Annotated in this window: 28 protein-coding genes; 17 read left to right on the top strand and 11 right to left on the bottom strand. The window is 69.5% G+C overall.

Annotated features, from left to right (window positions below):
* Nucleotides 1-34: 34 nt before the first annotated feature.
* Together NQK81_RS29925 and NQK81_RS29920 are read left to right on the top strand one after the other, a co-directional pair.
* On the top strand, nucleotides 35-1,453 hold the full coding sequence (locus tag NQK81_RS29925; RefSeq protein WP_257484148.1) for an AfsR/SARP family transcriptional regulator: 1,419 nt from the start codon (nucleotides 35-37) through the stop codon (nucleotides 1,451-1,453).
* A 260-nt stretch (nucleotides 1,454-1,713) separates the two neighbouring features.
* Complete coding sequence (locus NQK81_RS29920) at nucleotides 1,714-3,021, top strand: tetratricopeptide repeat protein (protein WP_306856066.1); 1,308 nt, start codon at nucleotides 1,714-1,716, stop codon at nucleotides 3,019-3,021.
* On the opposite strand, the gene NQK81_RS29915 is transcribed toward NQK81_RS29920, so the two are convergent.
* Complete coding sequence (locus NQK81_RS29915) at nucleotides 3,018-3,437, bottom strand: hypothetical protein (protein ID WP_257484147.1); 420 nt, start codon at nucleotides 3,435-3,437, stop codon at nucleotides 3,018-3,020. The two genes, NQK81_RS29920 and NQK81_RS29915, sit on opposite strands and share 4 nt — an antisense overlap.
* Nucleotides 3,438-3,564: 127 nt before the next feature.
* Here NQK81_RS29915 and NQK81_RS29910 point away from each other — a divergent pair, with 127 nt between their 5' ends.
* From NQK81_RS29910 to NQK81_RS29900, 3 genes are all read left to right on the top strand, one after another.
* Nucleotides 3,565-4,419, top strand: coding sequence for a DUF4394 domain-containing protein (locus tag NQK81_RS29910; RefSeq protein WP_257484146.1), 855 nt, complete (start codon nucleotides 3,565-3,567; stop codon nucleotides 4,417-4,419).
* A gap of 375 nt (nucleotides 4,420-4,794) precedes the next feature.
* A complete protein-coding gene (locus NQK81_RS29905) occupies nucleotides 4,795-6,027 on the top strand; it encodes an HNH endonuclease signature motif containing protein (protein WP_257489880.1) in 1,233 nt (410 codons plus the stop codon).
* Between the two features lie 579 nt (nucleotides 6,028-6,606).
* Complete coding sequence (locus tag NQK81_RS29900; RefSeq protein WP_257484145.1) at nucleotides 6,607-7,314, top strand: hypothetical protein; 708 nt, start codon at nucleotides 6,607-6,609, stop codon at nucleotides 7,312-7,314.
* Between the two features lie 2 nt (nucleotides 7,315-7,316).
* Here NQK81_RS29900 and NQK81_RS29895 read toward each other — a convergent pair whose 3' ends face one another.
* Together NQK81_RS29895 and NQK81_RS29890 are read right to left on the bottom strand one after the other, a co-directional pair.
* Complete coding sequence (locus NQK81_RS29895) at nucleotides 7,317-7,478, bottom strand: hypothetical protein (RefSeq protein WP_257484144.1); 162 nt, start codon at nucleotides 7,476-7,478, stop codon at nucleotides 7,317-7,319.
* 51 nt (nucleotides 7,479-7,529) lie between these two features.
* Complete coding sequence (locus NQK81_RS29890; protein ID WP_257484143.1) at nucleotides 7,530-8,018, bottom strand: DoxX family protein; 489 nt, start codon at nucleotides 8,016-8,018, stop codon at nucleotides 7,530-7,532.
* An 84-nt stretch (nucleotides 8,019-8,102) separates the two neighbouring features.
* On the opposite strand from NQK81_RS29890, the gene NQK81_RS29885 reads away from it, so the two are divergent.
* Complete coding sequence (locus NQK81_RS29885) at nucleotides 8,103-8,639, top strand: TetR/AcrR family transcriptional regulator (protein ID WP_126730622.1); 537 nt, start codon at nucleotides 8,103-8,105, stop codon at nucleotides 8,637-8,639.
* Here the strand turns inward: NQK81_RS29885 and NQK81_RS29880 are convergent, their stop codons facing one another.
* Nucleotides 8,640-9,398, bottom strand: coding sequence for an SDR family oxidoreductase (locus NQK81_RS29880; RefSeq protein ID WP_126730620.1), 759 nt, complete (start codon nucleotides 9,396-9,398; stop codon nucleotides 8,640-8,642).
* Nucleotides 9,399-9,565: 167 nt separating this feature from the next.
* Between NQK81_RS29880 and NQK81_RS29875 the strand changes: the two genes are divergently transcribed.
* The 3 genes from NQK81_RS29875 to NQK81_RS29865 all read left to right on the top strand — a co-directional run bounded on the left by NQK81_RS29875 (nucleotide 9,566) and on the right by NQK81_RS29865 (nucleotide 12,733).
* Entirely contained in the window at nucleotides 9,566-11,083 is a 1,518-nt protein-coding gene (locus NQK81_RS29875) for a S1 family serine peptidase (protein ID WP_257484142.1), read from the top strand.
* Nucleotides 11,084-11,159: 76 nt separating this feature from the next.
* Complete coding sequence (locus NQK81_RS29870; protein ID WP_126730616.1) at nucleotides 11,160-11,525, top strand: YciI family protein; 366 nt, start codon at nucleotides 11,160-11,162, stop codon at nucleotides 11,523-11,525.
* Entirely contained in the window at nucleotides 11,516-12,733 is a 1,218-nt protein-coding gene (locus NQK81_RS29865) for an RNA polymerase sigma factor (RefSeq protein ID WP_257484141.1), read from the top strand. Before NQK81_RS29870 ends, NQK81_RS29865 begins: the two co-directional genes overlap by 10 nt.
* Here NQK81_RS29865 and soxR read toward each other — a convergent pair.
* On the bottom strand, nucleotides 12,723-13,169 hold the full coding sequence (soxR, locus tag NQK81_RS29860) for a redox-sensitive transcriptional activator SoxR (protein WP_126730613.1): 447 nt from the start codon (nucleotides 13,167-13,169) through the stop codon (nucleotides 12,723-12,725). The two genes, NQK81_RS29865 and soxR, sit on opposite strands and share 11 nt — an antisense overlap.
* A 52-nt stretch (nucleotides 13,170-13,221) precedes the next feature.
* Between soxR and NQK81_RS29855 the strand changes: the two genes are divergently transcribed.
* The 3 genes from NQK81_RS29855 (at nucleotide 13,222) to NQK81_RS29845 (ending at nucleotide 15,840) form a co-directional block, all read left to right on the top strand.
* A complete protein-coding gene (locus tag NQK81_RS29855; protein ID WP_257484140.1) occupies nucleotides 13,222-13,830 on the top strand; it encodes an antibiotic biosynthesis monooxygenase in 609 nt (202 codons plus the stop codon).
* Nucleotides 13,827-14,651: an NAD(P)H-binding protein gene (locus NQK81_RS29850; RefSeq protein ID WP_257484139.1), complete on the top strand. Its 825-nt coding sequence runs from the start codon at nucleotides 13,827-13,829 to the stop codon at nucleotides 14,649-14,651. The genes NQK81_RS29855 and NQK81_RS29850 overlap by 4 nt, the downstream gene beginning before the upstream one ends.
* 124 nt (nucleotides 14,652-14,775) lie before the next feature.
* Nucleotides 14,776-15,840 carry a methyltransferase gene (locus NQK81_RS29845; RefSeq protein WP_257484138.1) on the top strand — a complete coding sequence of 355 codons (1,065 nt, stop codon included), beginning with the start codon at nucleotides 14,776-14,778 and terminating at the stop codon, nucleotides 15,838-15,840.
* On the opposite strand, the gene NQK81_RS29840 is transcribed toward NQK81_RS29845, so the two are convergent.
* Nucleotides 15,809-16,693 carry a LysR substrate-binding domain-containing protein gene (locus NQK81_RS29840; RefSeq protein WP_126730608.1) on the bottom strand — a complete coding sequence of 295 codons (885 nt, stop codon included), beginning with the start codon at nucleotides 16,691-16,693 and terminating at the stop codon, nucleotides 15,809-15,811. The two genes, NQK81_RS29845 and NQK81_RS29840, sit on opposite strands and share 32 nt — an antisense overlap.
* 70 nt (nucleotides 16,694-16,763) lie before the next feature.
* Here NQK81_RS29840 and NQK81_RS29835 point away from each other — a divergent pair, with 70 nt between their 5' ends.
* On the top strand, nucleotides 16,764-18,098 hold the full coding sequence (locus tag NQK81_RS29835; RefSeq protein ID WP_257484137.1) for an FAD-binding oxidoreductase: 1,335 nt from the start codon (nucleotides 16,764-16,766) through the stop codon (nucleotides 18,096-18,098).
* A gap of 97 nt (nucleotides 18,099-18,195) precedes the next feature.
* Entirely contained in the window at nucleotides 18,196-19,368 is a 1,173-nt protein-coding gene (locus tag NQK81_RS29830; protein ID WP_257484136.1) for an acyltransferase family protein, read from the top strand.
* A gap of 76 nt (nucleotides 19,369-19,444) precedes the next feature.
* Here the strand turns inward: NQK81_RS29830 and NQK81_RS29825 are convergent, their stop codons facing one another.
* From NQK81_RS29825 to NQK81_RS29815, 3 genes are read right to left on the bottom strand one after another with little or no spacing between them, the layout of a single operon-like run.
* Complete coding sequence (locus tag NQK81_RS29825; protein ID WP_126730605.1) at nucleotides 19,445-19,861, bottom strand: nitroreductase family deazaflavin-dependent oxidoreductase; 417 nt, start codon at nucleotides 19,859-19,861, stop codon at nucleotides 19,445-19,447.
* A gap of 39 nt (nucleotides 19,862-19,900) precedes the next feature.
* Nucleotides 19,901-20,251, bottom strand: a complete 351-nt coding sequence (locus tag NQK81_RS29820; protein ID WP_126730603.1) for a PLDc N-terminal domain-containing protein — start codon at nucleotides 20,249-20,251, stop codon at nucleotides 19,901-19,903.
* A gap of 37 nt (nucleotides 20,252-20,288) precedes the next feature.
* Nucleotides 20,289-20,960: a cytochrome P450 family protein gene (locus tag NQK81_RS29815; RefSeq protein ID WP_126730601.1), complete on the bottom strand. Its 672-nt coding sequence runs from the start codon at nucleotides 20,958-20,960 to the stop codon at nucleotides 20,289-20,291.
* A 73-nt stretch (nucleotides 20,961-21,033) separates the two neighbouring features.
* Here NQK81_RS29815 and NQK81_RS29810 point away from each other — a divergent pair, with 73 nt between their 5' ends.
* Nucleotides 21,034-21,882: a PaaX family transcriptional regulator gene (locus NQK81_RS29810; protein WP_257484135.1), complete on the top strand. Its 849-nt coding sequence runs from the start codon at nucleotides 21,034-21,036 to the stop codon at nucleotides 21,880-21,882.
* Here the strand turns inward: NQK81_RS29810 and NQK81_RS29805 are convergent.
* Entirely contained in the window at nucleotides 21,879-22,277 is a 399-nt protein-coding gene (locus NQK81_RS29805) for a RidA family protein (RefSeq protein WP_185926975.1), read from the bottom strand. The genes NQK81_RS29810 and NQK81_RS29805 overlap by 4 nt on opposite strands.
* A gap of 48 nt (nucleotides 22,278-22,325) precedes the next feature.
* Here NQK81_RS29805 and NQK81_RS29800 point away from each other — a divergent pair, with 48 nt between their 5' ends.
* Both NQK81_RS29800 and NQK81_RS29795 read left to right on the top strand, forming a co-directional pair.
* The gene (locus NQK81_RS29800) at nucleotides 22,326-24,677 is read left to right on the top strand and encodes a bifunctional salicylyl-CoA 5-hydroxylase/oxidoreductase (RefSeq protein WP_257484134.1); all 2,352 of its coding nucleotides are present in this window, start codon (nucleotides 22,326-22,328) and stop codon (nucleotides 24,675-24,677) included.
* Nucleotides 24,674-25,816: an acyl-CoA dehydrogenase family protein gene (locus tag NQK81_RS29795; RefSeq protein ID WP_257484133.1), complete on the top strand. Its 1,143-nt coding sequence runs from the start codon at nucleotides 24,674-24,676 to the stop codon at nucleotides 25,814-25,816. The genes NQK81_RS29800 and NQK81_RS29795 overlap by 4 nt, the downstream gene beginning before the upstream one ends.
* Here the strand turns inward: NQK81_RS29795 and NQK81_RS29790 are convergent.
* The gene (locus tag NQK81_RS29790) at nucleotides 25,788-26,423 is read right to left on the bottom strand and encodes a DUF2306 domain-containing protein (protein WP_257484132.1); all 636 of its coding nucleotides are present in this window, start codon (nucleotides 26,421-26,423) and stop codon (nucleotides 25,788-25,790) included. The two genes, NQK81_RS29795 and NQK81_RS29790, sit on opposite strands and share 29 nt — an antisense overlap.
* Between the last annotated feature and the right edge of the window lie 101 nt (nucleotides 26,424-26,524).

Genomic DNA, 26,524 nt, shown 5'->3' with positions numbered 1-26,524 from the left:
GTGCGGCGCGGGACCGCTCGCTACGTTCCTGCCGGTGGCTGTGCGGATCCAGGTGCTGGGCTCGCTGCGCGTCTGGCTGGCCGGGACGGAAATCGAGCTGGGCCCACCGGGTCGCCGTGCCGTCCTAGGTTTGCTCGTGCTCGCCGGCGGCGAGGCGATGTCCAAGCAGGAACTGGTCGACGCGCTGTGGGGCGGGCGGCCGCCGCGCAGTGCGGTGAACGTCCTCCAGACGCACGTCAAACACCTGCGGCGGCTGCTGGAACCCGGTCGTCCGGCTCGGTCCGGGAGCGAGATCCTGCCGCATGTCGGCGGCGGTTACGCGGTGCGCTGGGACGCCGTCGAGATCGACCTGCCCCACGTCCGCGGGCTCGTCGCCGAGGCGAACGACGCCCTGCGCGACGGCGAGACCGGCCGTGCCGCGGCGCTGTTCGGCGAGGCACTGCGCTGGTGGCGGGGCAGGCCGTTGGCCGATATCCCTTCGCTCGCAACGCATCCGAAGGTCTTTGCGTTGCAGGCGGAACGTCGTGCGCTGCTCGCCCGCTACGGCGACACGATGCTCGCGATCGGCGCCGCCGTCGAGGTGCTCGCCGACTTGGCCGAAGCCGCCGCGGATCAACCGCTCGACGAACCGGCGCAGGCCCGATTGATCCGGGCGTACCACGGCGCGGGCCAGCGGGCGACGGCTTTCCGGCTCTACCAGGAGGTTCGGCAGCGGCTCGTCGAGGAACTCGGCGTCGAACCAGGCCCGGAGCTCGCCGCGGCGCACGCCGCGCTGCTCGAAGACGAGGAACCGCTCCCGGCGCCGCGGTCCGCCGCACGCGTCCCGCGGCAACTACCCGCCGAACCGTCCGGGTTCACCGGCCGGGCGGCCGAACTGTCCATTTTGGACCAACTGGTGCCACCCGCCGGAAGCACCGGCGGCGCGGTGGCGCTCGTGGCCGTCACCGGGCCGGCGGGGGCCGGGAAAACCGCGCTGGCCGTGCACTGGGGCCACCGCGTGAAGGACCGGTTCCCCGACGGGCAGTTCTACGCGAACCTGCGCGGCCATTCCGCCGGCACGCCCGCGACGGCGCTCGAAGTGCTCACCCGGTTCCTGGCCGCGCTGGACGTCCCCGCCGAACGCCTCCCCGCGGACACCGAGACCGCGTCCGCGCTGTACCGGACGCTGATGACCGACCGGAAAGCGTTGGTGGTGCTGGACAACGCCGTCGACGTCGATCAGGTCAGGCCGCTGCTGCCCGCGGGGCCGGGATGCCTGGTACTGGTCACCGCGAGGGACCGGTGGCCGGGCTGGTCGCCCTCCACGGCGCCCGTCGGCTCACGCTGGGCATGCTCGAACCCGGTGAGGCGCTGGACCTTCTCGCCCGGGTACTCGGCCCCGAATGGGTCCGGGCCGAGCGCGAAGCGGCCGCCGAAGTGGCCGGGCTGTGCGCGTATCTGCCGCTGGCGCTGAGGATCGCCGCGGCCAACCTCGCGGAAGATCCCGGAAAAGGCATCGAGGACTACGCCATCGAGCTACGCAAGGGTAATCTGCTCGGCGCGCTGACCGTGCCGGGCGACGAGCAGATCGCCGTCCGGACCGCCTTCGATCTGTCCTACGCGGCCTTGCCCGCGGAAACGCGCCGGTTGTTCCGGCTGCTGAGCCTGGTGTCGGGCAACGACATCGGCGTCGAGGCCGTCGAGATCCTGACCGGCGCGGAGCGGGCGGGCCCGATGCTGGACACGCTCGCGAGCGCGCATCTCGTCGAACAGCACGCGCCCGGCCGCTACCACTTCCACGACCTGCTCCGCCGCTATGCCACCGATCGTTTGCTCGAATCCCCGGCGGAGACCGGATCCGCCCGGCGCCGTCTGCACGAGTGGTATCTACGGGGAGCCGACCAAGCGGCGAAAATCGTTTACCCGCACATGTTCCGCATGCCACTTTCGGTGCCGGACGGGCCGGTTCCCGCCGCGGCCAAGGAGAACGCGGCGGAATGGCTGGAGACCGAACTGGGCAACCTCGTCGCCGTCGTCGAGGACGCTCCGGGGCCGGTGGCCTGGCTGCTGGCCGACTCGCTGCGCGGCTACTTCTGGCTGTCATCACGCCAGGTGGAGTGGCGAGCTGCCGCCGCGGCCGCACTGGCCGCCGCTGAGGAGGACGGCGATCTCCGAGCCCGCGTGTCCGCCCGATTCAGCCTGGCGGACCTGGGTTTCCGCCAAGGCCGGTACCGGGAGGCCGTCCGGCGACACACCGGGGCGCTCGTGCTCGCGCGTCGGGCCGGGTGGGTGGAGGCGCAGGCCGCGGTGCTGGGCAACCTCGGCTGCGTGTACTGGCAGTCGGGACGGCTCCCGGCCGCCGCGGTCCGGTTCTCCCGGGGCCTGGAGCTGAGCAGACGCGCCGGAAGCCACGCCGGGGAAGCCGTCGCGCTGGGCAATCTGGGGCTCGTCCACTGGGAGATGGGCGATCTTGCCAGGGCGGCCGGGCACTATGTCCGCGCGCTGCGCCGGTATCGCGGGATCGGCTCGCGCTACGGGGAGGCGATCAACCTGTCCAACCTCGGACAGGTGCAGCATGCCCGCGGCCGGGTCAGCGAGGCGGCGGGCCTGCTCGCCAAGGCCCTCGCTCTGCATCGAGAGGCTGGGAACCGTGCCGGGGAAGCGGAGACCCTCGGCAGGCTCGCCTCGGTGTACTGCGATCTCGGCCGTCTCACCGACGCGCTCGACCACGCTCGCGAAGGGCTGCGGCTCGCGCGGGCGACCGGTGAACCGCGCGGCGAGGGCGAGGCGCTCGTCGCGCTCGCGGGCGTGCATCAGCGCGTGGGCCATCGGCAGGACGCCGTCCGCCGGTACCGGCAGGCACTGGCCCTGCTGCGGGAGAGCGGCGATCGGTATCCCGAGATCGACGCGCTCATCGGGCTCGCCACCGCGACCGGCGACCTCGGGCAGGCCCGCCGGGCGCTCGCCCTCGCCGAGCGGGCGGGCTATCGCGCGTTGCGGGAACGGGCTGCGGCCACGATCGAAGCGATCTTGCGGGCTTAAGCCGTGATGTCACTGCTGGTCTCATACGCGCCCGTCGGGTGGAAGTTGACGACGACCCACGGGTTGACGCCGTGTTCCTTGCCCCCGCCGTCCTGGCAGGAGAACTCGCTCATGTCGAACGCGCTCCATGCCTCGCTGTCCGGTGTTTTCGTCAGCGACTCCTCGATCCGGCCGGCCCAGCGACAGGCCGGACTGTGCACCCGCGCCGTCACCGACGGTTCGGCCCAGCGGATCGTCCCGTCGTCCGCGCACCATGAAAGGTCGAACGTGTAGGTCCACCGGCCCGGGTCTTCGAGCACCACCGGCTTGATGACTTTGACGCCGGTAGTGCATTCCGGAGTTGCTTCAGCGGGCGCGGTGATCGTGAAACCGGAGCAAAGGATCATCGAGCAGGCAAGGACATTCTTGACTCTCATCGTTCCACTGTTCCGCCGGTCCTTCGCGCCCGCAAGCCGCCGGACGCCGGATCCAACCGACGTCCAATGCCCGTCCAGTGCCGCCGAATAGCTTGTGCTCGCACAGTTTCCGCTGAGGGGAGTACGGATGAGGGCACGACTCAAGAAGGTCATGACCGCGGTGGCCGTCACAGCGATGCTGGTCGCCGGGACCGCGACCGCCGTCTCGGCGCAGCCTGCCGGGCTGCGGGCGTTCGCGATCTCGTCGGACGGCAAGCTGATGGCCACCTACTGGACCGCCCAGCCCCAGGTCCTCGACTGGGTGCGGCTCGTACAAGGACTCACCTGCGGGGAGACCCGTCTGATCGGGATCGATTTCCGGGTACAGAACGGTTTGTTGTACGGGGTTGGCGAGAAAGGCTGTATCTACACGATCAAATTCCCGCCCGCGGCCCCCGACGTCGTCGTCACGAAGGTCTCGCAACTGAGCGTTCCGTTGTACGGCACGAACTTCGGCGTCGACTTCAACCCGGCCGCCGACCGGCTGCGGGTGATCAGCGACTACGGCCAGAACCTGCGGCACAACCTCGCCGACCACGTCACGGTCGAGGACACCATTCTCACCACTCCGCCGGCGGGCGGGCCGACCAGAGGCGTCACGGCCGCCGCCTACACGAACAACGACCTCAATCCCGACACCGCGACCACGCTGTTCGACATCGGCACGGTGACCGACCAGGTGCTCGTCCAGGCGCCAGCCAACGCCGGGTTCCTCAGCCCGACCGGCGCGCTCGGCGTCGACACAGGGCCGATCGCGGGTTTCGACATCTACAGCGACCTGACCAACGGCAAGACGACCTCGGTGAGCGCGTTCGCCGTACTCAACCCGGCCGCCGGGCCGTCGACGTTCCATTCGGTCGATCTGCTGACCGGCGCGGCGACGAAGATCGGCGACTTTCCTTTGCCTGTCGGGGATATCGCTGTCGCGCTCGATACGAACTGAGCGGGGAACACCGCTGTTTCGGTGTCCGGTCCTTGGCCGGGCACCGGGCAGTGGTGTTCATGCAGCACACGATCGGCACGTCCAGGATTCCGCGGTTGCGTAACTCGGCGCAGAACTATCCCCACCGTCCAGATCAGCACCCAAGGCGATGTGGGCGGCTTATCGCGCACGGCGTGGCCATCGCGGACCTTCACGATCATCTCGTCCAGCCACTTCGGACATAAGGTGATCAAGAAGACCGGCGTCAACCACGTTCTCGGCAGTTCTCCACCGAATCCTCATTACCGAAAATCGGTAATCCCGCCCCGCGTCGTGAGGCCGGAAACTGTCGGTGGCCGGTCGTATGGTCGTGGGGTGGACACACATTCCGCGCCTGTGGCGCTACTCGAAAACCTCACCGGCCCCGAGCTGCTGGAAGCGGTGAACGCTGCCATCGATTCGTTGGACGACAAGGAATCCGTCGCGCTCGCGCAAGCGACGTCGGCCGGGATCGCACGGCTGGAAGCGGTCCGGTTCCGGGCGCTGGCGCAGCTGAACCGACACCGCGACGGCGCCCGCAGCGTCACACAGGAAGCCGCCTTCGCGCTGTCGCTTGTGGACAATCATGCCGGTGCAATGGTCGCCGCGGCCGACGCGCTGACCACCCGCCTGCCGCGCACCCTGTCCCTGATGGACCAAGGAAAAGTGAGCGGCTTCGGCGCGATGAAGGTCGCCGCCGCCACAGCGTGGCTGTCAGACGACAACGCCCGCACCGTCGATGCGCTCCTGGAAGATCGGCTACCAGGCAGGAACCCTGATCAGATCCGGAAAGCCGCCAACCACGCCGCGATCACCGTCGACCGCGAAGGCGCCGAAACACGGGCCGAACGGCATCGCGAAGGCCGCCGCCTCACCCTCCGCCACGGCGAGACCGGGGTCGCGTCCATCGAGGTCGAAGACGCCCCCGTCGAGAAGGCGGCCGCCGCCTACCAGCGGATCGACCGGGCGGCGCGTGCCCTCAACACCAAGGACGAACCCCGCACCCTGGACCAACTCCGCGCCGACGTCGCCCTCGACCTCTTGCTCGGCGGCCAAGGCGGCACCAGCGAACGCAGCGAAGTGTTCTTGTACATGGACCTGTTCACCTACCTCGGCCTCAACAACGACCCGGCGGAGCTGGCCGGACACGGCACCGTCCCCGCCGCGCTGGCCCGGCACATCGCCACCGGCCCGAACACCGTGCTGCGCCGCATCATCACGGACCCGCCGTCCGGGCAGGTCCTCGACCTCGGCCGGGACCGCTACCGCCCCAGCGCGGGCCTGGGCGAGTTCGTGCGGGTCCGGGACCGGGAATGCCGAAGACCCGGCTGTCACCGTCCTGCCCAGGCCTGCGATATCGACCATTCGCTGCCCTGGCAACACGGTGGCCATACCAACGCCGACGAACTGATCGACCTCTGCCGACGAGATCACCGCCTCAAAGACGAACCCGGCTGGACCTACCACCTCGCCGCCGACGGCACCCTCACCATCACCACACCCACCGGACAGAGCTACGACAGCTCACCTCCGCCGCTCCATCAACCCCGACCGCCGGTGCCCGGCGCCGACGAACCACCGCCGTTCTAGGCGGCGGTGCCGGAAAACGGCGACGTCCTTTCATGAGGGCGAATTCGCTAGCGGCGAGGGCCGCTAGCGAGCTGATCGTCCACCAGGTACCGATCCGCAGCCTCCCGGCCTTGCCGAAAACCGGCGATAGCCCACCCACGCGGCGGCGGGCTACAGACGCCGCGCGTCGCCGTACCCCGTCACGTAGCCGAAAACCGGCGACAACCGTTCAGGCTCTAATCGTTCACCAACCACCAAACCCCAGCCTCACCAACCTCGCCGAAAACCGGCGACGACCCACCAGCACCACGGCAAGCTCTCCAGACACCGTGCACCACCAGTCACCAAGAAACGGCGACAGCCGTGCACACCCCGACCGTTCGCCAACCACCGAACCGCAACCGCCGGCCTCGCCGAAAATCGGCAACAACCCCACCAGACAGCGATTCCCCCAGATACCCCGCGGCCACAGCGATCCACCAGCCAAGAACCACACAGCCCATCGCAAACCGCCCCACGGGAATCCACCCACGGTCGGAGCCCGAAGACCGGCCCCTGATCCGATCCGCACCACCACCAAGCGCGGCAGGCTCACGAGGTATGGAAACCGACTACGTCTTCCCCGGCCGCCGCGTCGCCGCGGTCTCGATGGTCCTCGGCCCGGTCCTGTTGCTCACCGGAACACTGCTCCGGTCACCCTTCGACTTCTTCTTCCCGAGCCAGCTCAGGGCGATGAGCGAGCAGCCCGCGCTGATGACAGCCGCGTACACATGTTTCCTGGCGGGCAACGTCCTGCTGTGGCCCGCGATCGTCGCGCTCGCCACGAGGATCGGCCGCACGAAACCCGCGCTGGCCGCCTGGGGCGGTCTGTTCGTCCTCTTTGGACTCTTCGAGCGGACCTTCCACGCGGGGATCGACCAGGCGGCACTGGGACTCGCCGAACGCCGCGGCGCCGGGTTCGCCGAGAGCGTGGTCAGCGAGTCGTATCAGGACCTGCATCTGTTCAGTTTTCTGTCGTTCACGATCATGTTCGGCTGGTACGTGCTCGCTTTCGCCGCTTATCGGGCGAAAGTGCTGGGCGTCGCCGAGTCGATCGGGGTGGCGACGATGGGACTTCTGCCGCTCGGCGTTCTGAAAGGTACCGAATTCGTGTCGATCATCGGCACCGCCGGACTTTGTGTCGCGTTGGTTCCGGCCGGTATCCGGGCATTACTGGAAAGTCCCAAACCGAGCCGCCGGACGATGCTGTTCACGGCGATCGCCGTTCCGCTTCTCGGCGCGCTCGCCTTCGTGAGCGCACTGGGCTGAGTTCAGGCCAGCCGCGCGGAGGTTTTCCCTTTTCTGTCACCGGATTCGTGTTCGCGCCCCGCCGGGAGACAGCTCATCAGCAGTACGACACCGACCGCACCGAGAAGCATGTGCCCGGCGAGGATGCACAGCCCACAGAATCCGATCCACAATGAGATCTTCATTCTCAGAGGGTAGTGCCGTTTCCGCGAGCGGGGCCCGAACTTGGGAAAGACTTAAGGTCTCCTTTGGGCAAAGGGTCTGTCCGGAGTACGCGCGTAATACACCACCAGCGATACCGTCGCGGCGAGGAAGACCACCTGCATCAAGCTTCGCGGCACCAGTTCGTCCATCGTCGAAGTCACCGGCCCGTGCAGTGCCTTGTACACGTTCGCCGGGAACATCCCCAGCAACAACAGCGTCAGCCCGGCGGACGCCCACGGCGCCGTCCGCGACCACAGAACGCCCGCGGCGCCCGCGAGTTCGAGGACACCGGTGACGGTCACCAGCAGTCCCGGCGCGGGCAGCGCGGGCGGAACCATCGCGATGAGTTCCTCGCGCATGCCGATGAAATGCGCGAGGCCGGTGGTGACGAACAGTGCGGCGACCCCGCCGCGCACCGCGACGGGCCAGGGCTTGAACCGCTGGACGCCGAAGACGCCCAGCAGGAACAACGTCGCCGTGACGGCGATCAGCATCAGTACGGGTGCAAGACCGGGATCCATGACCATGCCTTCCGACCAAGTGAATCTTTCCACTGACAAGATGCGCTGTTGCGGGCCATCTTGTCAATGACTAGATTCATCGTCATGAGTCCGTACCACCACGGCGACCTCCGCCGGGCCGTGCTCGACGCCGCCGTCGCGGCCATCACCGAACACGGCCCGGCGGGGATCAGCCTCCGCGACCTCGCCCGGCGCGCGGGGGTCTCGCACGCCGGGCCGGTGCACCATTTCGGCGACAAGGCCGGGGTGCTGACCGCGCTGGCGGCCGAGGGGTTCGACCTGCTCGCGGACGCGCTCGCGGCCGAGAGCGATCGGGATTTCGTCGAGGTCGGGGTGGCGTACGTGCGCTTCGCGATCGAGCATCGCGCGCATTTCGAGGTGATGTTCCGCCCCGAACTCCACCGTGAGGACGACGCGGCGCTCACCGCCGCCCGTGACCGCGCCGGAGCCCTGCTGACCAGCGGCGCGGCTTCGGTCAGCGACGACGCGATGGCCGGCGTCGCCGCGTGGTCGCTGATGCACGGCTTCGCGAACCTGTGGCTCACCGGCGCGCTGCGCGCCGAGCTTCAGGAGGATCCGGACACCGCCGCCCGCGCGATCGCCAGGATCCTTTTTCCCTGATCAGACCTGCGCCGTGGGCATCACGGTGACCTGCTGCAGGTTCACCCGCGCCGGGAGCGAGGTCAGGAACGCCACGGTCTCGGCGATGTCCTCGGGCTTCAGCCAGGTCAGCGACTCGCGCACGCCGTCCAGCCACCGCAGAGCGCCGGCGTCGGTGACGTGACCCTGCAGTTCGGTCTCGACCAGGCCCGGCTCGATCGCCGCGACCCGAACGCCCTTCGGCCCGAGGTCGGCGCGAAGGTTCTTCGACAGGTGCGTCACGTAGGCCTTCGAGGCGACGTACACGGCGAAGGACGGGAAGACGGCCTGCGCGCCGATGGACGAGGTGTTCACCAGGTCCGCGACGCCCTTCTCGTCCGCCGAAGCGACGAGATGCGGGACGAACGCGCCGATCGCGTTCATCAGGCCCGTCAGGTTGACGTCGATCATGCGCTGCCAGTCCTCGGTGGCGAGTTCGTCGATCGGCGCGGCCAGCATCACGCCGGCGTTGTTGAACAGGAGGTCCGCGCGGCCCAGTTTCGCTTCGACCTCGGCCGCCGCGGCCCGCATCGCCGCGGCGTCGGCGACGTCGACGGCGAGCACGAGCGCGGTACCGCCGTCGGCCTCGATCTCCTTGGCCAGCGTTTCCAGCCGGTCCGCCCGGCGGGCGATCAGCGCGACCGAAGCACCGGAGGCGGCGAGCCGCCGAGCGGCTGCTTCGCCGATCCCGCTGGACGCTCCGGTGACGACGGCGACCCTGTTCGCGTGCGAGTTCGTCATCTCTGTTTCTCCTAAGTGGACTCGTGGTGACAAGTCCAGAAAACCGGCCTCTCCCAGGAGATGGCACGGTCTGTTCAACCTGGGTCCGGCAGTACCAGTCAAGCCGCGCACGGAACTGTTACGCGCTCATCGAGTTCCGCGGACACCGACCGGCCACGGTGATCCGTATGCGTATCCGATCCCTCGCGCTCGCGCTGGCCTTGATGACGGCTACCGCGGCCCCCGCGTCGGCCGTCATCGGCGGCACCGAGTCCACCAGGCCCTACGACTTCATGGTCTCGCTCCAGTACGACTCGCCCCGCCCGGACGGACACCGGTGCGGGGCGGTGCTCATCGCGCCCCAATGGGCGGTCACGGCCGGGCATTGCGCCAACACCCCGACCGGTTCGACGGCCGGGGTCCCGCGCGGCTGGAAGGTCCGCGTCGGTTCGCTGGACACCACCACCGGCGGCGAAGTCACCGAGGTCGACAAGTTCTACCGGCGCCACAACTCCTACAACCCGGCCGGCGAGGACATCGCGGTCCTGCATCTGCGAAACCCCGTGCGCGCCAAGCCCATCCGGCTCGCCGGCGCCACTCCCGCCGACGGCACCCCGGTCCGCATCCTCGGCTGGGGCGCGGCCGCGACCGGTTGTGACGACTTCAAGGACCCGAAGTGTTTTCCGAGCAAGCTGCGTGAAGCGGACACCGAGATCGTGCCGCTCGACCGGTGCTGGGACGACGACGGGCACACCCTGCCGTTGTGCGTCGGCCGCGCCGAGCCGCCCGTCGGCCCGGGCACGACGGACTCCGGCGGGCCCGCGTTGATCCGTTCGGGCGACGGCTGGGCGCTGGCCGGAACGGTCATCGGCCCCGGCATCAGGGGCGCCGACTTCCCCGACATGTACACCGACGTCTCGAAGAACGCCGCTTGGATCAACGGCATCGTGACCGGCACCGACGTTCCCCCGGACACCCCGGTCCCGAACGTGGAGGGCACGGCCGCGGTGGGCGAGTGCAAGGGCGCGGTGGTGCGTGCCGCCACCGCGCGTCCCGAAGACCCGGCGCTGGCCCTGACCAACGGCCACTGCGTGCCGAGCGGGCGGCCCGCACCGGGGAAGGCCCTGGTCGACCGGCCCGCCGATCTGCCCCGTCCGGTCACCATCGCCGACCGGGAGGGCTATCCGAAGACCAGCGCACGCGCCACCCGGCTGGTCTACGCGACGATGACCGGCACCGACATCGCGCTCTACCGGCTGGACAAGACCTACGCGCAGCTGGCCAGGGAGGGCGCGAAGGTCTTCCGGCTGACCACCACCCCGATGCGCGCCGGAGACCGGCTCCTCATGGCCTATTCCAGCAGCAGGCCGAGCTGCACCGTGGAGGCCGTGGTGCCGCACCTGCGAGAGGCCGGATACCAGCAGGACGACGCGGTTCGCTACGCCCCGAGCGACACCTGCGTGAGCGGTCCCGGCTACTCCGGTTCCGTGCTGCTGTCCCGCGACGGGAACACGGTCATGGGCATCAACAACACCCACAACCGCGACGGCGAGCGCTGCACCGAAGGCAACCCGTGCGAGGTCGGCCGGAACGGGACCGTGAAGGCGTTGAAGGGCCGCAGCTACGGCCAGCAGGTCCACCGGATCGCGGCCTGTCTCACCCAGGGATCCCGGCTCGACCTGCGACGATGTGGCCACGAAAAATAATTCCCGCCGGCTGTCGAATCGGCGGGACGCTCTTCGTGTAGGTGATGACAAGCCGCTCCGACTTCAGGAGGACGCCATGACCCAGTACCTGATCAGCCTGTACCAGCCCGACGGTCCCGTTCCGCCGCCGGAGTTCCTCGAGCCGATCGCGCGCAAGATCCAGGCGCTCGACGACGAGATGAAGGCCGCGGGTGTCTGGGTCTTCGCCGGCGGTCTCCACCCGCCGACCACGGCGACCGTGCTGCGGGCCAAGGAGAACGGCGAGATCGCGATGACCGACGGCCCGTACGTAGAGGGCAAGGAACATCTCGGCGGTTTCACCATCCTCGAGGCGCCGGATCTGGACGCCGCGCTCGAATGGGCCAAGCGGGTCACCGAGATCACCTACCTTCCGGTCGAGGTCCGGCCGTTCCAGGGCGACGAAGGTCCTTCGTGCGTGTGACCACCGAGGAAATCGGACGCGTTTTCACCGAGGAGTACGGCCGCGCCGTGGCCGTGCTGGTCCGGGTCTTCGGCAGCATCGACATCGCCGAGGAAGCCGTCCAGGACGCCTTCGCCGAGGCGGTGGACCGCTGGCCGTCCAGCGGTCCACCGCCCAGCCCCGCGGGCTGGATCATCACGACCGCCCGCAACAAGGCCATCGACCGGTTGCGCCGGGAAGCCGCGCGCGACGACAAGCACGCCCAGGCCGCGCTGATCAGCGCGAGCGACGAACCGGTGGAGGAGGGTCCCGTGCGTGACGACCGCTTGCGGCTGATCTTCACCTGCTGCCACCCCGCGCTGGCCATCACCGCGCAGGTCGCGCTGACGCTGAAACTGCTGGGCGGGCTGACCACCGGCGAGATCGCGCACGCGTTCTTCGTCCCCGAAACGACGATGGCGCAGCGGCTGGTCCGGGCGAAGGGCAAGATCCGCGCCGCGAAGATCCCGTACCGCGTCCCGGACGACGCCGACCTGCCGGACCGGCTGCGTTCGGTGCTCGCCGTGATCTACCTCGTGTTCAACGAGGGGTACACGGCCACGTCGGGCGATCGGCTGGTGCGGGAAGACCTGTGCGCGGAAGCGATCCGGCTCGGCAGGCTGCTGACCGCCCTCATGCCCGACGAACCGGAGGCCACCGGGCTGCTGGCGCTGATGCTGCTCACCGAGTCGCGCCGCGCGTCCCGCACCGGTGCGGACGGCGAGGTCGTGCTGCTGGCGGAGCAGGACCGGTCGCGGTGGGACCGCGAGCTGATCACCGAAGGGCAGGCGCTGGTCCGGGCCTGCCTCCGGCGGAACCAGCCGGGGCCGTACCAGATCCAGGCGGCGATCAACGCCGTCCACAGCGACGCCGCCGACGCGGCGAGCACGGACTGGTCGCAGATCGTCCAGCTGTACGACCTGCTGCTGGCGGCGAATCCGACGCCGATCGTCGCGCTCAACCGGGCCGTCGCGGTCGCCGAAGTGGACGGCCCCGAAGCGGCCCTCTCCGTGATCGACGGCCTCGAACTGGAGGAATACCACCTGTACCACGCCATCCGCGCGGATCTGCTGCACCGCCTCGGCCGGCCGGACGAATCGGCGCGGGCCTACGAAGCCGCGATCGCGCGAGCGGAGAACAGCGCCGAACGGCGGCTGCTGGAACGGAAACTGGCCGCGGTCAGTCCGTGATCAGCCGCGCCGGGCCGGGCCCCTTGGCGGCGAGGACGTCACCGGGGTTCACCAGCACGCACTGCTCGAAGGACAGGCAGCCGCAGCCGATGCATTCGGTGAACCGGTCCCGCATGCATTCCAGCTGCTCGATGCGCTTGTTCAGCTCGGCGCTCCAGCACTGGGAAGCCCGCTGCCAGAACGCCTGGTCCGGCGCGGCGCCCTCCGGCAGGAAGTCGAGCACGCCGCCGATCACCTCCAGCGGGATGCCGAGATGGTGCGACGCGCGGATGAACGCGACGAGACGAAGCGCGCTGCGGGGGTAGCGGCGCTGGTTCCCGCTGGTCCGCCTGCTGCTGATGAGGCCCTGGCGTTCGTAGAACCGCAGGGCGGAGGTGGCGACGCCGCTGCGCCGGGACAGCTCGCCGATGGTGAGTTCGGACGGCAGTTCGGACATGGTCACGATCCTAGCTTGACTTGAACCCTTGTTTAAGTTTCATGCTGGAGCCATGACAGCACAGGGGACCTCCGAAATGACCATCCACAAGGGACATTGGCCGACACCGGACGGGGCGACGGTCGTGGTGGCGCGGGAATGGCCGGACGCCGACGCGGCGCGGGCGGCCTTCAAGAGCCACGAAGGACTCGTTTCCTTCACCGCGTACGAAGGCATCGATCACGACGGCGCCTTCACCTACGAGCAGTGGACCAGCGAAGACGCCATCCAGGGGCTGGACGGCGCGCCGGTCTTCCGCCTCTACCGCGGACAGCGCGGCGAGGGCGCGCCCGGCTGCCTCGTGATCGTCTCGGTCGAGTTCGAAGGGCCCGACGAGCGGCGGCAACGTGACTGGATCGACCTCGTCTTCGAAGCACTGGCGTCCGAACCCGCGCGTCCCGAAGGCGGGATCTCGGGGTTCTTCCACGTGAGCACCGACGGGAGGAGGGTGCTGAACTACGCCGAATGGGCCAGCGCGGACGCACACCGCGCCGCGCTCGCGGCCCCCGGCGCCGACGGGATCGGGACGACGGATGTGTGGAAGAAGGTGCAGACCTACCCGGGGATGTCGGGCGGGTCGGTCAAGCGGTACCGCCCGGTCTTCTCGGCGGTGGCGGCATGAAGCCGATCCTGGTCGCCGGCGCGACGGGCAACGTCGGCTCGCAAGTAGTCGGCCAATTGCGGGCGCGAGACGTCCCGGTCCGGCCGCTGAGCCGGAACCCGCCGGCCGATGGCGTCCGCGGTGACCTGGCGAAACCGGAAACGATCGCACCGGCGCTCGACGGCGTCGACACGGTGTTCCTGATGCTCAACGGTTCCGCCGAGGCGCTGGTGCCCACGGTGTCGCTGCTCGGGGAACGGGTGAAGCGCGTGGTGTTCCTGTCCTCGGGCGCCGTCGACGATTCCCTGACGGAGCAGGACAACGCCATCGGTGCTTGGCATCGCACGGTCGAGGAGGCGATCGAGGCCGCGGGGCTGGACTGGACTTTCCTGCGGCCGCACGGATTCGCGGCCAACACCCTCGGCTGGGCGCCGTCGATCCGCGCGGACGGCGTCGTCCGCGGCGCGTACGGCGAGGCGTCGATGCCGCTGATCCACGAGAAGGACATCGCCGCGGTGGCCGTCGAAGCGCTGACCGGCGATGGCCACGCGGGGGCGAAGTACGTGCTCACCGGCACCCGCCCGATGACGCAGGCCGAGCAGGTCCGGATCATCGGCGACGCCGCGGGCCGTCCGGCGCGCTGGGAGGAGATCCCGCTCGACGAGGCACGCGCCGAGTTGCTCACCAAGATGCCGGACTTCATCGTCGACACGATGCTGGGCGGCTTCCGTGGCCTGGTGACGAAACCCGGCGAGGTCACCTCCACCGTCCAGGACGTCACCGGCAGGCCGGGGCTGGACTTCGAGGTCTGGGCGGCCGAACACGCCGCCGCGTTCCGGTAGACTCGGGTTCGTGTCGACACCGGTTCATGCCGCGGTGGTCCACTAACCGCCGTTCCTGACCTTGTCCCCCGACGAGCCACGCCCGCGGGGTCTCTTCGCCGCGGGCGGATCCAGGAACGGAAACATGAACCCCCAGTCCATAATGGACGGTGGTCGGCGCTGGCTGACCACCGTCGGCACGAACATGCCCCGCACCGTCGTGACGATCGACGATCGCGTCACCGCCGACGAGGCGTTCCGGCTCGCCGCGGCAGGCACCGGGCTCGCCTGGCACGGTGACTTCCCCGGCGCGCGGAACCTTCTCGCCGCGATGTCCCGGCGCTGCGGTACCGCGGCCGGGAAACCCTTCCGGGACCAGCGGAACCATCGGGCGCGCCGGGCGCGGATCCTCGGCAGGCTGCTGGTCCCGCTGGACCCCGGCCACGTCCTGCCTTTGCGCCGCGGGCCGGACGTGCGCGAGGCCTGCGCCGAGGTCTTCGGACCTTCCGAAACCCCGTCGCTGATTTCCTTGCGTGAGCTGCTGGGCGTCGTCGGCGCGCACGAATGGCGGCTGAAGGGCGTCGAAATCCCGGCACTCGGCGCGAAAATCCATCCGCATCACGGGGTCTTCTCCCCCGTCCGCGGCGAGTACGTCGACCTGGTGGCGAGAACTCCGTTGCCCGCCAAGGAACTGGCGTTCGACATCGGCACGGGCACCGGCGTGCTCGCCGCGGTACTCGCGCATCGAGGGGTCGAGCGCGTGGTGGCGACGGACAACGAACCCCGCGCGCTCGCCTGCGCGCGGCAGAACTTCCAACGCCTGGGTTTCAACGGAATCGAAACCCTCGAAACGGACGTGTTCCCGCCCGGACGCGCGCCGCTGGTCGTCTGCAATCCGCCGTGGCTGCCCGCCAGGGCGCACACCCCGCTCGAACGCGCCGTCTACGACCCGGGAAGCCGGATGCTCAAGGCGTTCCTCGACCGGCTGCCCCGGCACCTCGAACCCGGCGGGGAGGCGTGGCTGATCCTGTCCGACCTCGCCGAACTACTGGACCTGCGCACGCGCGGAGAACTCCTCACCGCGTTCGAGCGGTCCGGCCTCGAAGTCGTCGGCAGGGAGGACATCCGGCCGAGGCATCCGCGCGCCGACCCGAAGGAGGTCACTTCGCTGTGGCGGCTCACAAGCCGAGCAACGCCCGTGCCTGACTGATGAACACGCGGGCGGCGGGGCTGACCGGCCCCTCCGTCCGCCAGGCCAGCGCCAGTTTCGCCCGCAGGCCGGCGGGCCGCGTGATCTCCATGGCGTGCAGTTCCGTGTAGTGCGTCGCCAGCGACATCGGCACCACGGCGACGCCGAGCCCGCGCCCGACCAGTTCGGCGACGACGTTCGGGTCGCCCGCCTCCAGCGTCACCCGCGGCTGGGCGCCGTCGGCGAGGAACGCCGCGTCGACGATCGCGCGCATGCCGGTGCCCTTCGGCAGGCTCACCAGGGAACGGCTTTCCAGCTCCGACAGCGTGATCGTGGCCTGCCCGGTGAGCGGATCCTCCGGTCCGGAGACGGCGACGAGCGGCTCGTCGAGGACGACCTCCAGGCCGATCCCCGGCGGCGGCTCGCCGGAGACCCCGATCAGCGCGACGTCGAACCGGCCGTCGGCGACCCCCGCGAGCAGGACGTCGGAGGTCGCCTCGGCGAGCGTGATGTCGACCGCCGGGTGACGCTCGTGGAAGCGCGCGAGCAGATCCGGCAGGTTGACCGGGCCCCGCGAGGACACCATGCCCATCGCGACCTGGCCGCGGACCAGGCCGGTGAGATCGTCGACCGCCTGCCGCACCCCGGCGACGGCGGCGAGCGCGGCCCGCGCGTGCGGGAGCGCGGCGGCGCCGACCTCGGTGAGCCGGACCGCTCTGGCCGACCGGTCGAGCAACGGCTGCCCGAGTTCGCGTTCGAGACGGCGGATCTGGGCGCTGACCCCGGGCTGCGCCACGTGCAGCCGCTCGGCGGCGCGGGTGAAGTTCGCTTCCTCGGCCACCGCGACGAAGTATTCGAGCTGACGCAGTTCCATAACCGATGATTCTAGTTACCAGACAAACCAGATCTTGGACTTCTGCCCGAATCGGGCTCACGCTGGTGGCATGACCACGATGCTCCGCTCCGGCGACCCGGATTACGACAACGAACTCGCCGGTTTCCAGACCGCAGTGCCCCGCCGTCCCGACGTCATCGTGCCCGCCGCGTCGGCCGCCGACGTCGTCGAGGCCGTCCGTCACGCCGTCGAGCACGACCTCCCGATCGCCGTCCACTCGACGGGGCACGGCGTGGGCGTCCCCTTCGAGGGTGGCGTCCTCGTCACCACTCACCGGATGACCGGGATCCGGATCGAAGACGGTGTCGCACGGGTCGACGCGGGCGTGCGCTGGGGTGCGGTCATCGAGGCGGCCGCGAAGCACGGGCTCGCGCCGCTGAGCGGCTCCTTCCCCGGCGTCGGCGTCGTCGGCTACACCCTCGGCGGCGGGTTCAGCCTGATCGGCCGCAAGTACGGTCTGGCCGCCGACCAGGTGACCGCGATCGAGGTCGTCACCGCCGACGGCGAACTCCGCCGCGCCACCCCGGACACCGAAAGCGACCTGTTCTGGGCGCTGCGCGGCGGGCGTGACAACTTCGGGATCGTCACCGCGCTGGAGTTCCGGCTCGTCCCGGTCACCCGGCTGTACGGCGGCAGCCTGCAGTTCGGCACCGAATCGCTGGCCGCGGTGCTCCGCGCCTGGCGGGACTGGGCGGCCGAGATGCCGCGCGAGATGACGTCGTCGCTGGGCATGGTCCCCATGCCGGATCTGCCGATGGTGCCCGAGCCGCTGCGCGGGCAGCACGTCGCGCAGATCCGGGTCGCCTATCTCGGTGACGCCGCGGAGGGCGAGCGTCTCGTCGCCCCGCTGCGTGCCGCCGCCCCGCTGCTGGGTGACACGCTCGCCGAGATCCCGTTCACCGAATCGGGCAAGATCGCGAACGAGCCGCCCTTCCCGCACGGCTACCGCGCCGACAACGCCACCGTGTCCGAGCTCAACGACACGATGCTCGACGCGATCCTCGAACACGCCGGCCCGGACGCCCCGGTGCCGACCGTCCTCCTGCTGGACCTGCTCGGCGGCGCGCTGTCCGACGCGCCCGAGCACCCCGGCGTCGGCTGGGACCGTGACGCGAACTTCACCGTCCGGGCGCTGTCCGTGGTGGACGACGCTTCGATCGCCGAGATCCGGAGCGCGCACGCGAAGCTGTTCGACGCGCTGAAGCCCTGGTCGACCGGCAAACTGCTGACCTTCGTCTACGGCGAGAGCGGGGCGGGCGAGGAAGCGTCCAAGGTGTACTCGCCGGCCGATCTGCGGCGGCTCGCCGAGGTCAAGGCGGCCGTCGATCCGGCGAACCGGTTCCGGCTGACGCATAACGTCGAACCGGCGCGTGACGCTGGGTGATCTCCGAAAATCGCAGGTAGCGGGCCTCGACACGGGGCGAAGGCGCAGTGAACGGCACCCGTATACTTCCGGGCCGATACCGCCATTAGGGGGCACTGTGCGCACTTTGGACCATGACGAGTTCCTCGCCATGCGCCGGTTCCCCGCGCTCGACGGCCTGCGCGCGATCGCGGCCACGATCGTGATCCTCTTCCACTTCGCCGGTCCGAAGTGGAGCTGGCTGTCCGGCTGGGTCGGTGTCTACATCTTCTTCGTGCTGTCCGGTTTCCTGATCACGACGCTGCTGCTGCGTGAACAGGACCGGACCGGCCGGATCTCGCTTTCGGCCTTCTACCTGCGGCGCGTGTTCCGCATCCTGCCGCCGTACCTGGTGATCCTCGGCGGGATCATCGTGTTCGTCTGGCTGCGCGGCGAGTTCTTCACCCGCGAGTTCCCGCACGCGCTGAAGTACTACCTGACCTTCTTCAACGAGTTCCTGCCCGGCAGCAAGCCGAACGGCGCGGACAACTTCTTCAGCGGCTCGTGGACGCTCGGCATCGAGGAGAAGTTCTACCTCGTCTGGCCGTTCCTGCTGGTGGTCGCGGGCGCGGTCGGGCTGGCCGCGGCCTGGCGCAAGCTCGCGCTGGCCTTCGCCGCGTTCGCCGTGATGGCCGGGCTGGTGGGGGTCACCGGCGGCTGGGTCCCCGGGCCGAACGTGCCGATCTACGAGTCGACCGTGCACTACGCGATCCTGCTGATCGGCTGCGTGCTGGCGGTCGCGATGCACTACCGCCGGTCCTACGCGGTGGTCAAACCGCTGACCCATCCGCTCGCGGCGATCCCGGTGTTCGGCGCGTTCGCCGTGCTGCACGTCAACATGGAAAGCCTGTGGCGGGAGAGCGGCAGCAACCTCGGGCTGCTGATCGCCTACGGCCTCCTCTCCGCGCTGCTGCTGGTCGTGCTCGTGTCCCCGGGGCCGCTGCGGTGGCTGCTGGCCACGAAGGTGATGCGGTTCGTCGGTGAGCGCTCGTACTCGCTCTACCTGCTCCAGGGCCCGGTGCACTTCGTGGTGGTCGAGGCGATCCCGCCGCTGGGCCAGCACCGGATGATCAGCGCGCTGACCGTGTTCGCGGTCGGGCTCGCGATCGCGGACCTGATCCACCGCTGGGTCGAGCAGCCCATGATCCTCGTCGGCAAGAAGCTGATCGCGCGCCGGCAGGAGCGCAAGGCGCTGCGTGCGGCCGAGGCCGAACTCAAGCGCCCGGAAGCCGTCGAAGCCGGAGCCCGCTGACCTTCCGCGTTTCGTCCTCTGGATGCGGTAGTCGCTAGTGCAAGTACCGCATCCAGAGGACTGAATGCTGGGTGGGTCAGCGCGAGATGGTGACGATCGGGATCACCCGGTCGGTCTTCTTCTCGTAGTCGGCGAAGCCCGGCATCAGGCTGACCATCTTCGCGTACAGCCGGTCACGCTCGGCGCGGTCTTCGAGCACGACGGTCGCGGTCGCGTCGAACTTCTCCGTGCCGACCTCGATGGTGACCTTCGGGTTCGCCAGGATGTTGTGGTACCAGGCCGGGTTCTTGTCCGCCCCGGCGTACGACGCGGCGACGACGTACTTGCCGTCCTCCTCCGCGTACGCGAGCGGCGACGTGCGAGGCTCGCCGCTCTTCGCCCCGATGGTGGTGAGGAGCAGCAGCGAGCCGCCCTCGAACGGGCCGCCCACCTTCCCCTCGTTCTCGCGGAACTCCTTGATGATGTTCTTGTTCCAGTCGAGCGCTTCGGACAACTCTTCCTCCAGTGTCGATCTTCTCGATACCGAGGCTACTCAGCCTTCACGGGCCTTGCGGCGCTGTTCTTCGGCGCGCTCCCGGCACTTGCGCAGGAATTCTTCGTCGTCCGCGGCGCTCGTCGCGGCGAAGCGGCCCGGCCGGTCGTACTCCGGGAACGACGGCGTCTCCCGTTCGAAGCGGCCGCGCGGGGCGCGGGCGGCATGCTGCGGGCGACCGGCGACCAGCCAGACGATCGAGCCGATCAGCGGGACGAGCAGCACCAGCAGCAGCCACATCCCCTTCGGCATGTTGCGGCACGATCCCTCGTCCGTGGTGATCACGTCGACGATGCAGAAGATCCACAGACCGAGCGTGAGAACGCCGAAGAAACCATTGAAATACAGCATCGAAAGACTCCCCAGTTCCAGATGACCGGGGTAAGTCTTAGCACAGGAGGGCGTCGAGAATTCCCGCGGCCACTTGCCGCGCCTGCGTTTCCCCGGGGCACCGCTTGGGCCCTGCTCCGAACGGACGTTCCGCCAGGTCCACCTCGACCACTTCGCCGCCGGACCACCGCCGGGTGACCCGGACCGGTGGATCATCACGCAGGACCCGGTCGAGCAGATCCTCGACGTCCTCACCGGGCAGGTGGGCGGCCAGCGCCTTGCCGAGCAGCTTGGCCGTGGCGTCACAGGCCTGCACGAGGAGCCCGATCCGCGCGGCCGTCCGCTCGTCGACTTCGCCGCAGGCTTCGATCAGCCGCCGCATGGCCTCCTCGGCGTCGGCCCCGATCTCCGTATGCGGATGGTAGGCGCCGGAAACCGTCGCGACGTCGCGGGAAACGTCCGGCAGGCCGAGTTCGGCGGCCAGCACGGCCACCGGAACCGTCCACAAGGTGCGTTCGACCGGGCCGTCCCGCATCTCCCTCGCGAGCGCGAAAGCCTTGTCCCGCAGGGATCCCATCGGCGCTAGCTCGGCGAGCACCAGCGCCCGCCGTCGCGGGTGGTCCTCCGGTCGGCTGAACCGGGCGACGTTCGCCCGCAACCACCGGACTCCTCCGGGTTCGGCGTCCTGGGGCACCGGCGGGACAGGGGCTTCGATCAGTGGATCGTCCATACCGTGACGCTAAGTGCGGAACGCTTCGGTCACGGCCGAAACATGAGCACATCGTCGTTGTTATGGTGACCGGGTGACGGCCGTGTCGGAGGCAACCGAAGTCGACGGCGCGGGGCGGACGGCGCAACCGCGCCAGCTCATCGTGACCGTGTACGGCCTCTACTCACGAGGCGAGGGCGGCTGGCTCTCCGTCCGTTCCCTGATCGACCTGCTGGCCGGTGTGGACGTCGAGGAACCGGCGGTCCGGTCGTCGATCTCCCGGCTGAAACGACGCGGGATCCTTTCGGCGGTACGCCGGAACGGGGCCGCGGGCTACGAACTTTCCGAAACCGCGCTGGCGATCCTGCGCGAGGGCGACGAGCGGATCTTCCGCCGCGAACGCGCCACCCCCGGCGACGGCTGGCTGCTCGCGGTGTTCTCCGTCCCGGAAGCCGAACGGCACAAAAGGCACGTTCTTCGCACGCAGCTCGCCCGGCTCGGCTTCGGGACCGCGTCGTCCGGGGTCTGGATCGCGCCCGCGCATCTGCGGGACGCGACCTCCGACATGCTGCGACGCCTCGAACTCGAGGGATACGCCGATCTCTTCCACGCCGAACACCTCGCGTTCGGCGACGTGCGGGAGAAGATCCGTGACTGGTGGGACCTCGACCAGCTCGAGTCGCTGTACACGGCCTTCCTCGACGAGCACTCGGCCGCGCTCCGGCGCTGGCAGCGGCGCAAGACCACGGACGCGGCCGAAGCGTTCGCCGATTACGTCCGCGTGCTGACCGACTGGCGGCGGCTGCCTTACCTCGACCCCGGCCTGCCCGCCGAACTGCTGCCGCCGGGCTGGGCGGGGATCCGGGCGGCGGACCTGTTCTTCACGCTGCACGCGCGGCTGGGCGAGGCCGCGGCCGCCCACGTCTCGCGCACGCTGCCCTAGACCACCGCGAAGCCCTGCACCTCCACCAGCGCCTCCGCGTCCCACAGCCGGCTGACGCCGATCCCCGCCATCGCGGGGTACTCGCTCCCGGCCAGCCGTTTCCACACCGCGCCGATCTCGCGCGCGTGGGCACGGTAGTCGTCCATGTCGACGATGTAGATGGTCACGCTGCACAGGTCCGACGGCTTCCCGCCCGCCGCGCGCAACGCGGTGAGCAGATTGGACAGCGCGCGTTCGAACTGCTCGACCACGCCGTCGCCGACGATGCGGTTCTCCTCGTCCAACGCCGTCTGACCGGCGAGGAAGACGAATCTCCCGGTCGCGGCGACCGCGTGCGAGAAGCCGGAGGGACGGCCGAGCCCGGGCGGGTTGATGCGCTCCATACGGGTCACCATATCCCGTATCGTTGACGGTCGTACATACCGCGACATACCCTGAGCGACGTGCGTATCGCGGTGTTAGGCGGCGGCCCGGCGGGGCTCTACTTCGCCACGCTGGCGAAACAGCTCCATCCCGATCACGAGATCACCGTCTGGGAGCGCAACGCGCCCGACGACACCTTCGGCTTCGGGGTGGTGTTCTCCGACGAGACGCTCGGCGGGATCGAACACGCCGATCCGGTGATCCACTCCGCCATGCGCCGCGAGTTCGCGCGCTGGGACGACATCGACGTCCACTTCCGCGGCACGGTGCACACCTCGGGCGGGCACGGGTTCGCCGCGATGAGCCGAAAACGGCTGCTCGGCATCCTCCAGGAACGCTGCGCGGAGCTCGGCGTGGACGTGCGTTTCCGCACCGAGGCGCCGAGCGCGGCCGAAGCGAGCGCCGAGTACGACCTCGTCGTCGCGGCGGACGGCGTCAACTCCCCGACCCGGAACGCGCTCGCCGAGAGCTTCCGGCCGAGCCTCCAGACCCGGCGCTGCAAGTACATCTGGCTCGGCACGGATCTCGTGTTCGACGCCTTCAAGTTCTACGTCCTCGAAACCCCGCACGGGATCATGCAGATCCACGGCTATCCGTACGGCGACACCGCGAGCACGTTCATCCTCGAACTGCACGAGGACGTCTGGGAGCGCGCGTTCGGCGAAATCGCCGCGACCACCCTGGCGCCGGGCGAGAGCGACGAGAAATCCATCGAGGTCATCCGCGAGCTGTGCGCGGACGTCCTCGGCGGCCATCAGGTGTTCGCCAACAACTCGAAATGGACCGCGTTCGCCACCGTGCGCTGCGCGAGCTGGCGGCACGAGAACGTCGTCCTGCTCGGCGATGCCGCGCACACGGCGCATTTCTCCATCGGCTCCGGCACGAAACTCGCCATGGAGGACGCGCTCGCGCTCGCCGCCTGTCTGCACGAACAGTCCGATATGGACAGTGCACTGGAAGCCTACGAAACCGAGCGCCGCCCGGTCGTCAACTCCACCCAGCGTGCCGCGCAGGCGAGCCTGGAGTGGTTCGAGAACCTGGGCCAGTACACCCACCAGGAGCCGGCGCAGTTCGCGTTCAACATCCTCACCCGCAGCCGCCGCGTCACCTACGACAACCTCCGGCTGCGCGATCCCGAGTTCGCCGCCGAGCTGGACACCTGGTTCGCGTCCACTTTGGACTCCGACGTCCGGCCCCCGATGTTCCAGCCGTTCCGCATCGGGAGCCTCGACCTGCCGAACCGTGTCGTCGTCTCGCCGATGGACATGTACTCCTCCGAAGACGGCGTCCCGACCGATTTCCACCTGGTACATCTGGGAAGCAAGGCACTCGGCGGCGCCGGGCTGGTCATGACGGAAATGGTCTGCGTCTCCGAAACCGGCCGCATCACCCCGGGCTGTGGCGGCCTGTACACCGAGGAACAAGAACAGGCGTGGAGGCGGGTCACCGACTTCGTCCACGGCCACACCCCCGCGCGCATCGGTGTCCAACTGGGACATTCGGGACGCAAGGGTTCCACGAAACTGATGTGGGACGGCATCGACCAGCCGCTCCCCGAAGGCAACTGGGAGATCTGCGCGCCGTCGGCGATCCCGTACAGCGAAGCGAGCCAGACCCCGCGCGAGCTCACGGTCACTGAGCTACAAGAGATCCGAGACCAGTTCGCGACGTCCGCCCGAGCCGCCGCGCGGGCCGGGTTCGACCTCCTCGAACTCCACTGCGCGCACGGCTACCTCCTGTCGTCGTTCCTCTCGCCGCTGACCAACCGGCGGACGGACGAGTACGGCGGTTCACTGGAGAACAGGCTGCGTTTCCCGCTCGAAGTCTTCGACGCCGTCCGCGCGGCGTGGCCGGCGGAGCGGCCGATGACGGTCCGCATCTCCGCGACCGACTGGTACGACGGCGGGATCGACGTCGACGACGCCGTCGAGATCGCCCGTGCGTTCGCCGAGCACGGGGCCGACGGTATCGACGTGTCGACCGGCCAGGTCGTCAGCGAGGAGAAACCCGAGTACGGCCGCAGCTACCAGACGCCGTACGCGGACCGGATCCGCAACGAGATCGGCCGTGAGTACGGGATCGCGGTGATCGCCGTCGGCGCGATCTCCTCCTACGACGACGTCAACTCGCTGATCCTGGCGGGTCGTGCGGATCTGTGCGCGCTCGGCCGGACCCACCTTTACGATCCACAGTGGACACTGCACGCCGCCGCCGAACAGGGCTATCCGATGCCGTGGCCGAAGCAGTTCGCGGCGGGCAGCCGGAAACCGCAGGGCGGCCGCACCGACGGGCCGAAACCACGGCTGGAACTCCTTCGCTCGGGAGAACCCGGCACCGCGCATGCCCGCTGGCGACCTGGGAGCGACCGATGACCGCCTTCGCACTGAGCCCCGAACAGCACTCTTTCGCCGAAGAAGTCCGGCGGCTGGGCGCCGAAAAGCTCCGCCCGCTGGCCGAATCCGGCACCGAAGGGGCGGTGAACCGGCCCCTGCTCAAGGAAATGGGTGCGCTCGGCCTGCTCTCCCGGCTGTTCCCCGGCGTCGAGGGCGGCAGCCCGAGCCGCGAGGCCGCCGCGACGGATCTCTGCATCCTGCGGGAATCACTGGCCAGCCAGAGCACCGAAGCCGAGACGGCGCTGGCGCTCCAGGGTTTGGGCACGTATCCGGTATTGCAGTCCGGGCAGGACTCGCAAGTCTCGAAGTGGGTCCCCGCCGTGGCCGCGGGCGATGCCGTCGCCGCGTTCGCGCTCACCGAGCCGAACGCGGGCTCGGACGCGGCCGCGCTGGAACTCGCCGCCGAACCCGACGGCGACGGCTGGCGGCTCACCGGCGAGAAGATGTGGATCTCCAACGCCCCCGAGGCCGATTTCTACAGCGTCTTCGCCCGCACCACCCCGGAAGCGGGTTCACGCGGGGTCTCCGCGTTCGTCGTCCCCGCCGACCGCGCCGGGCTGTCGGGTGAGCATCTCGACCTCGTCAGCCCGCATCCCATCGGCACCCTGGTCTTCGACGGCGTCCGCGTGGAACGGGACGAACTCCTCGGCGAACAGGACCGCGGTTTCGGTGTCGCGATGCGGACCCTGGACCTGTTCCGGCCGAGTGTCGGCGCGTTCGCCGTCGGGATGGCGCAGGCCGCGCTCGACGCCGCCGTCGCCCACGCCCGGACCCGTGTGGCGTTCGGCGGCCCGCTCCTGAAGCAGCAGACCGTGGCGCACACCCTCGCCGAAATGGCGACCCGCACCGAAGCGTCGCGCCTGCTCGTCTACGCCGCCGCGGCCGCGTACGACGCGGGCGAACGGAACCTCGCGGGCCGCGCCGCTATGGCGAAACTGTTCGCCACCGAGACCGCGCAGTACGTCGTCGACTCGGCCGTGCAGATCCACGGCGCGCGGGCGCTGCGGCGAGGTCATCTGCTCGAACACCTCTACCGCGAGGTCCGCGCGCCGCGGATCTACGAAGGCGCCTCCGAAGTGCAGCGGACGATCATCGCGCGATCGCTGACTTCTTCCTAGCCGGACGGCGATCCAGGTACCACTGCGTCGCGATGACGACCAGCGTCGGGCTCAGCCAGGCCGTGATCGCGGCGACCGACTGGGTCAAGGCGAGTTCGCTGCCGCCGAACGTGGTCTCCAGCTGCGGCCGCAGCGTGATCACCGTGATCGGCCCGACCACCCGGCTGACGATGATCGACATGGTCAGCGCGAAACTGCGGATCATCCAGCGCCGGTGGTCGCCGAACCGGCGTTGCCTCGCCGCGCGCCAGCCGGCGAACGTGCACGCCAGCCACAGCACCCCGGCCACGACGTTGGCCACCCGCGTCGCGGGGCCGAACGGGCTCATCGCGCCGACGGTCAGCGCCAGCAGGCCTGCCGGGAGCACTCCGCCGAAGACGTACACCCGGCCGATCTTCCGGTGCACCGCCGGGTACTTCGCCCGGAACCACGGCCAGATCTGCAGCAGCGCGCCGACCATCGCGATCGAGCCGAACAGCACGTGCGCCGCGAGGAACCAGTAGTGCGAGGTGAACCCCGGCGGCTGCGGAACCCGCGACTGCGCCGGGTCCAACGACAGATACGGCGGCATCGAGAAGGCCAGGAAGACCACCACGACCACGGCCATGGGGCCCACCCACGGCCTTCGCCACCACGATTTCCGTGGCGCCGCCTCCCCATGGTCACGTTGCTCGAGCCTGACGGTCATCACTGTCCCCCAACGTATTC

Origin of the sequence: Amycolatopsis roodepoortensis, assembly GCF_024628825.1 — a bacterium.
GTDB classification, from domain to species: Bacteria; Actinomycetota; Actinomycetes; order Mycobacteriales; family Pseudonocardiaceae; genus Amycolatopsis; species Amycolatopsis roodepoortensis.
This window is presented reverse-complemented; position numbering and strand designations above follow the sequence as displayed.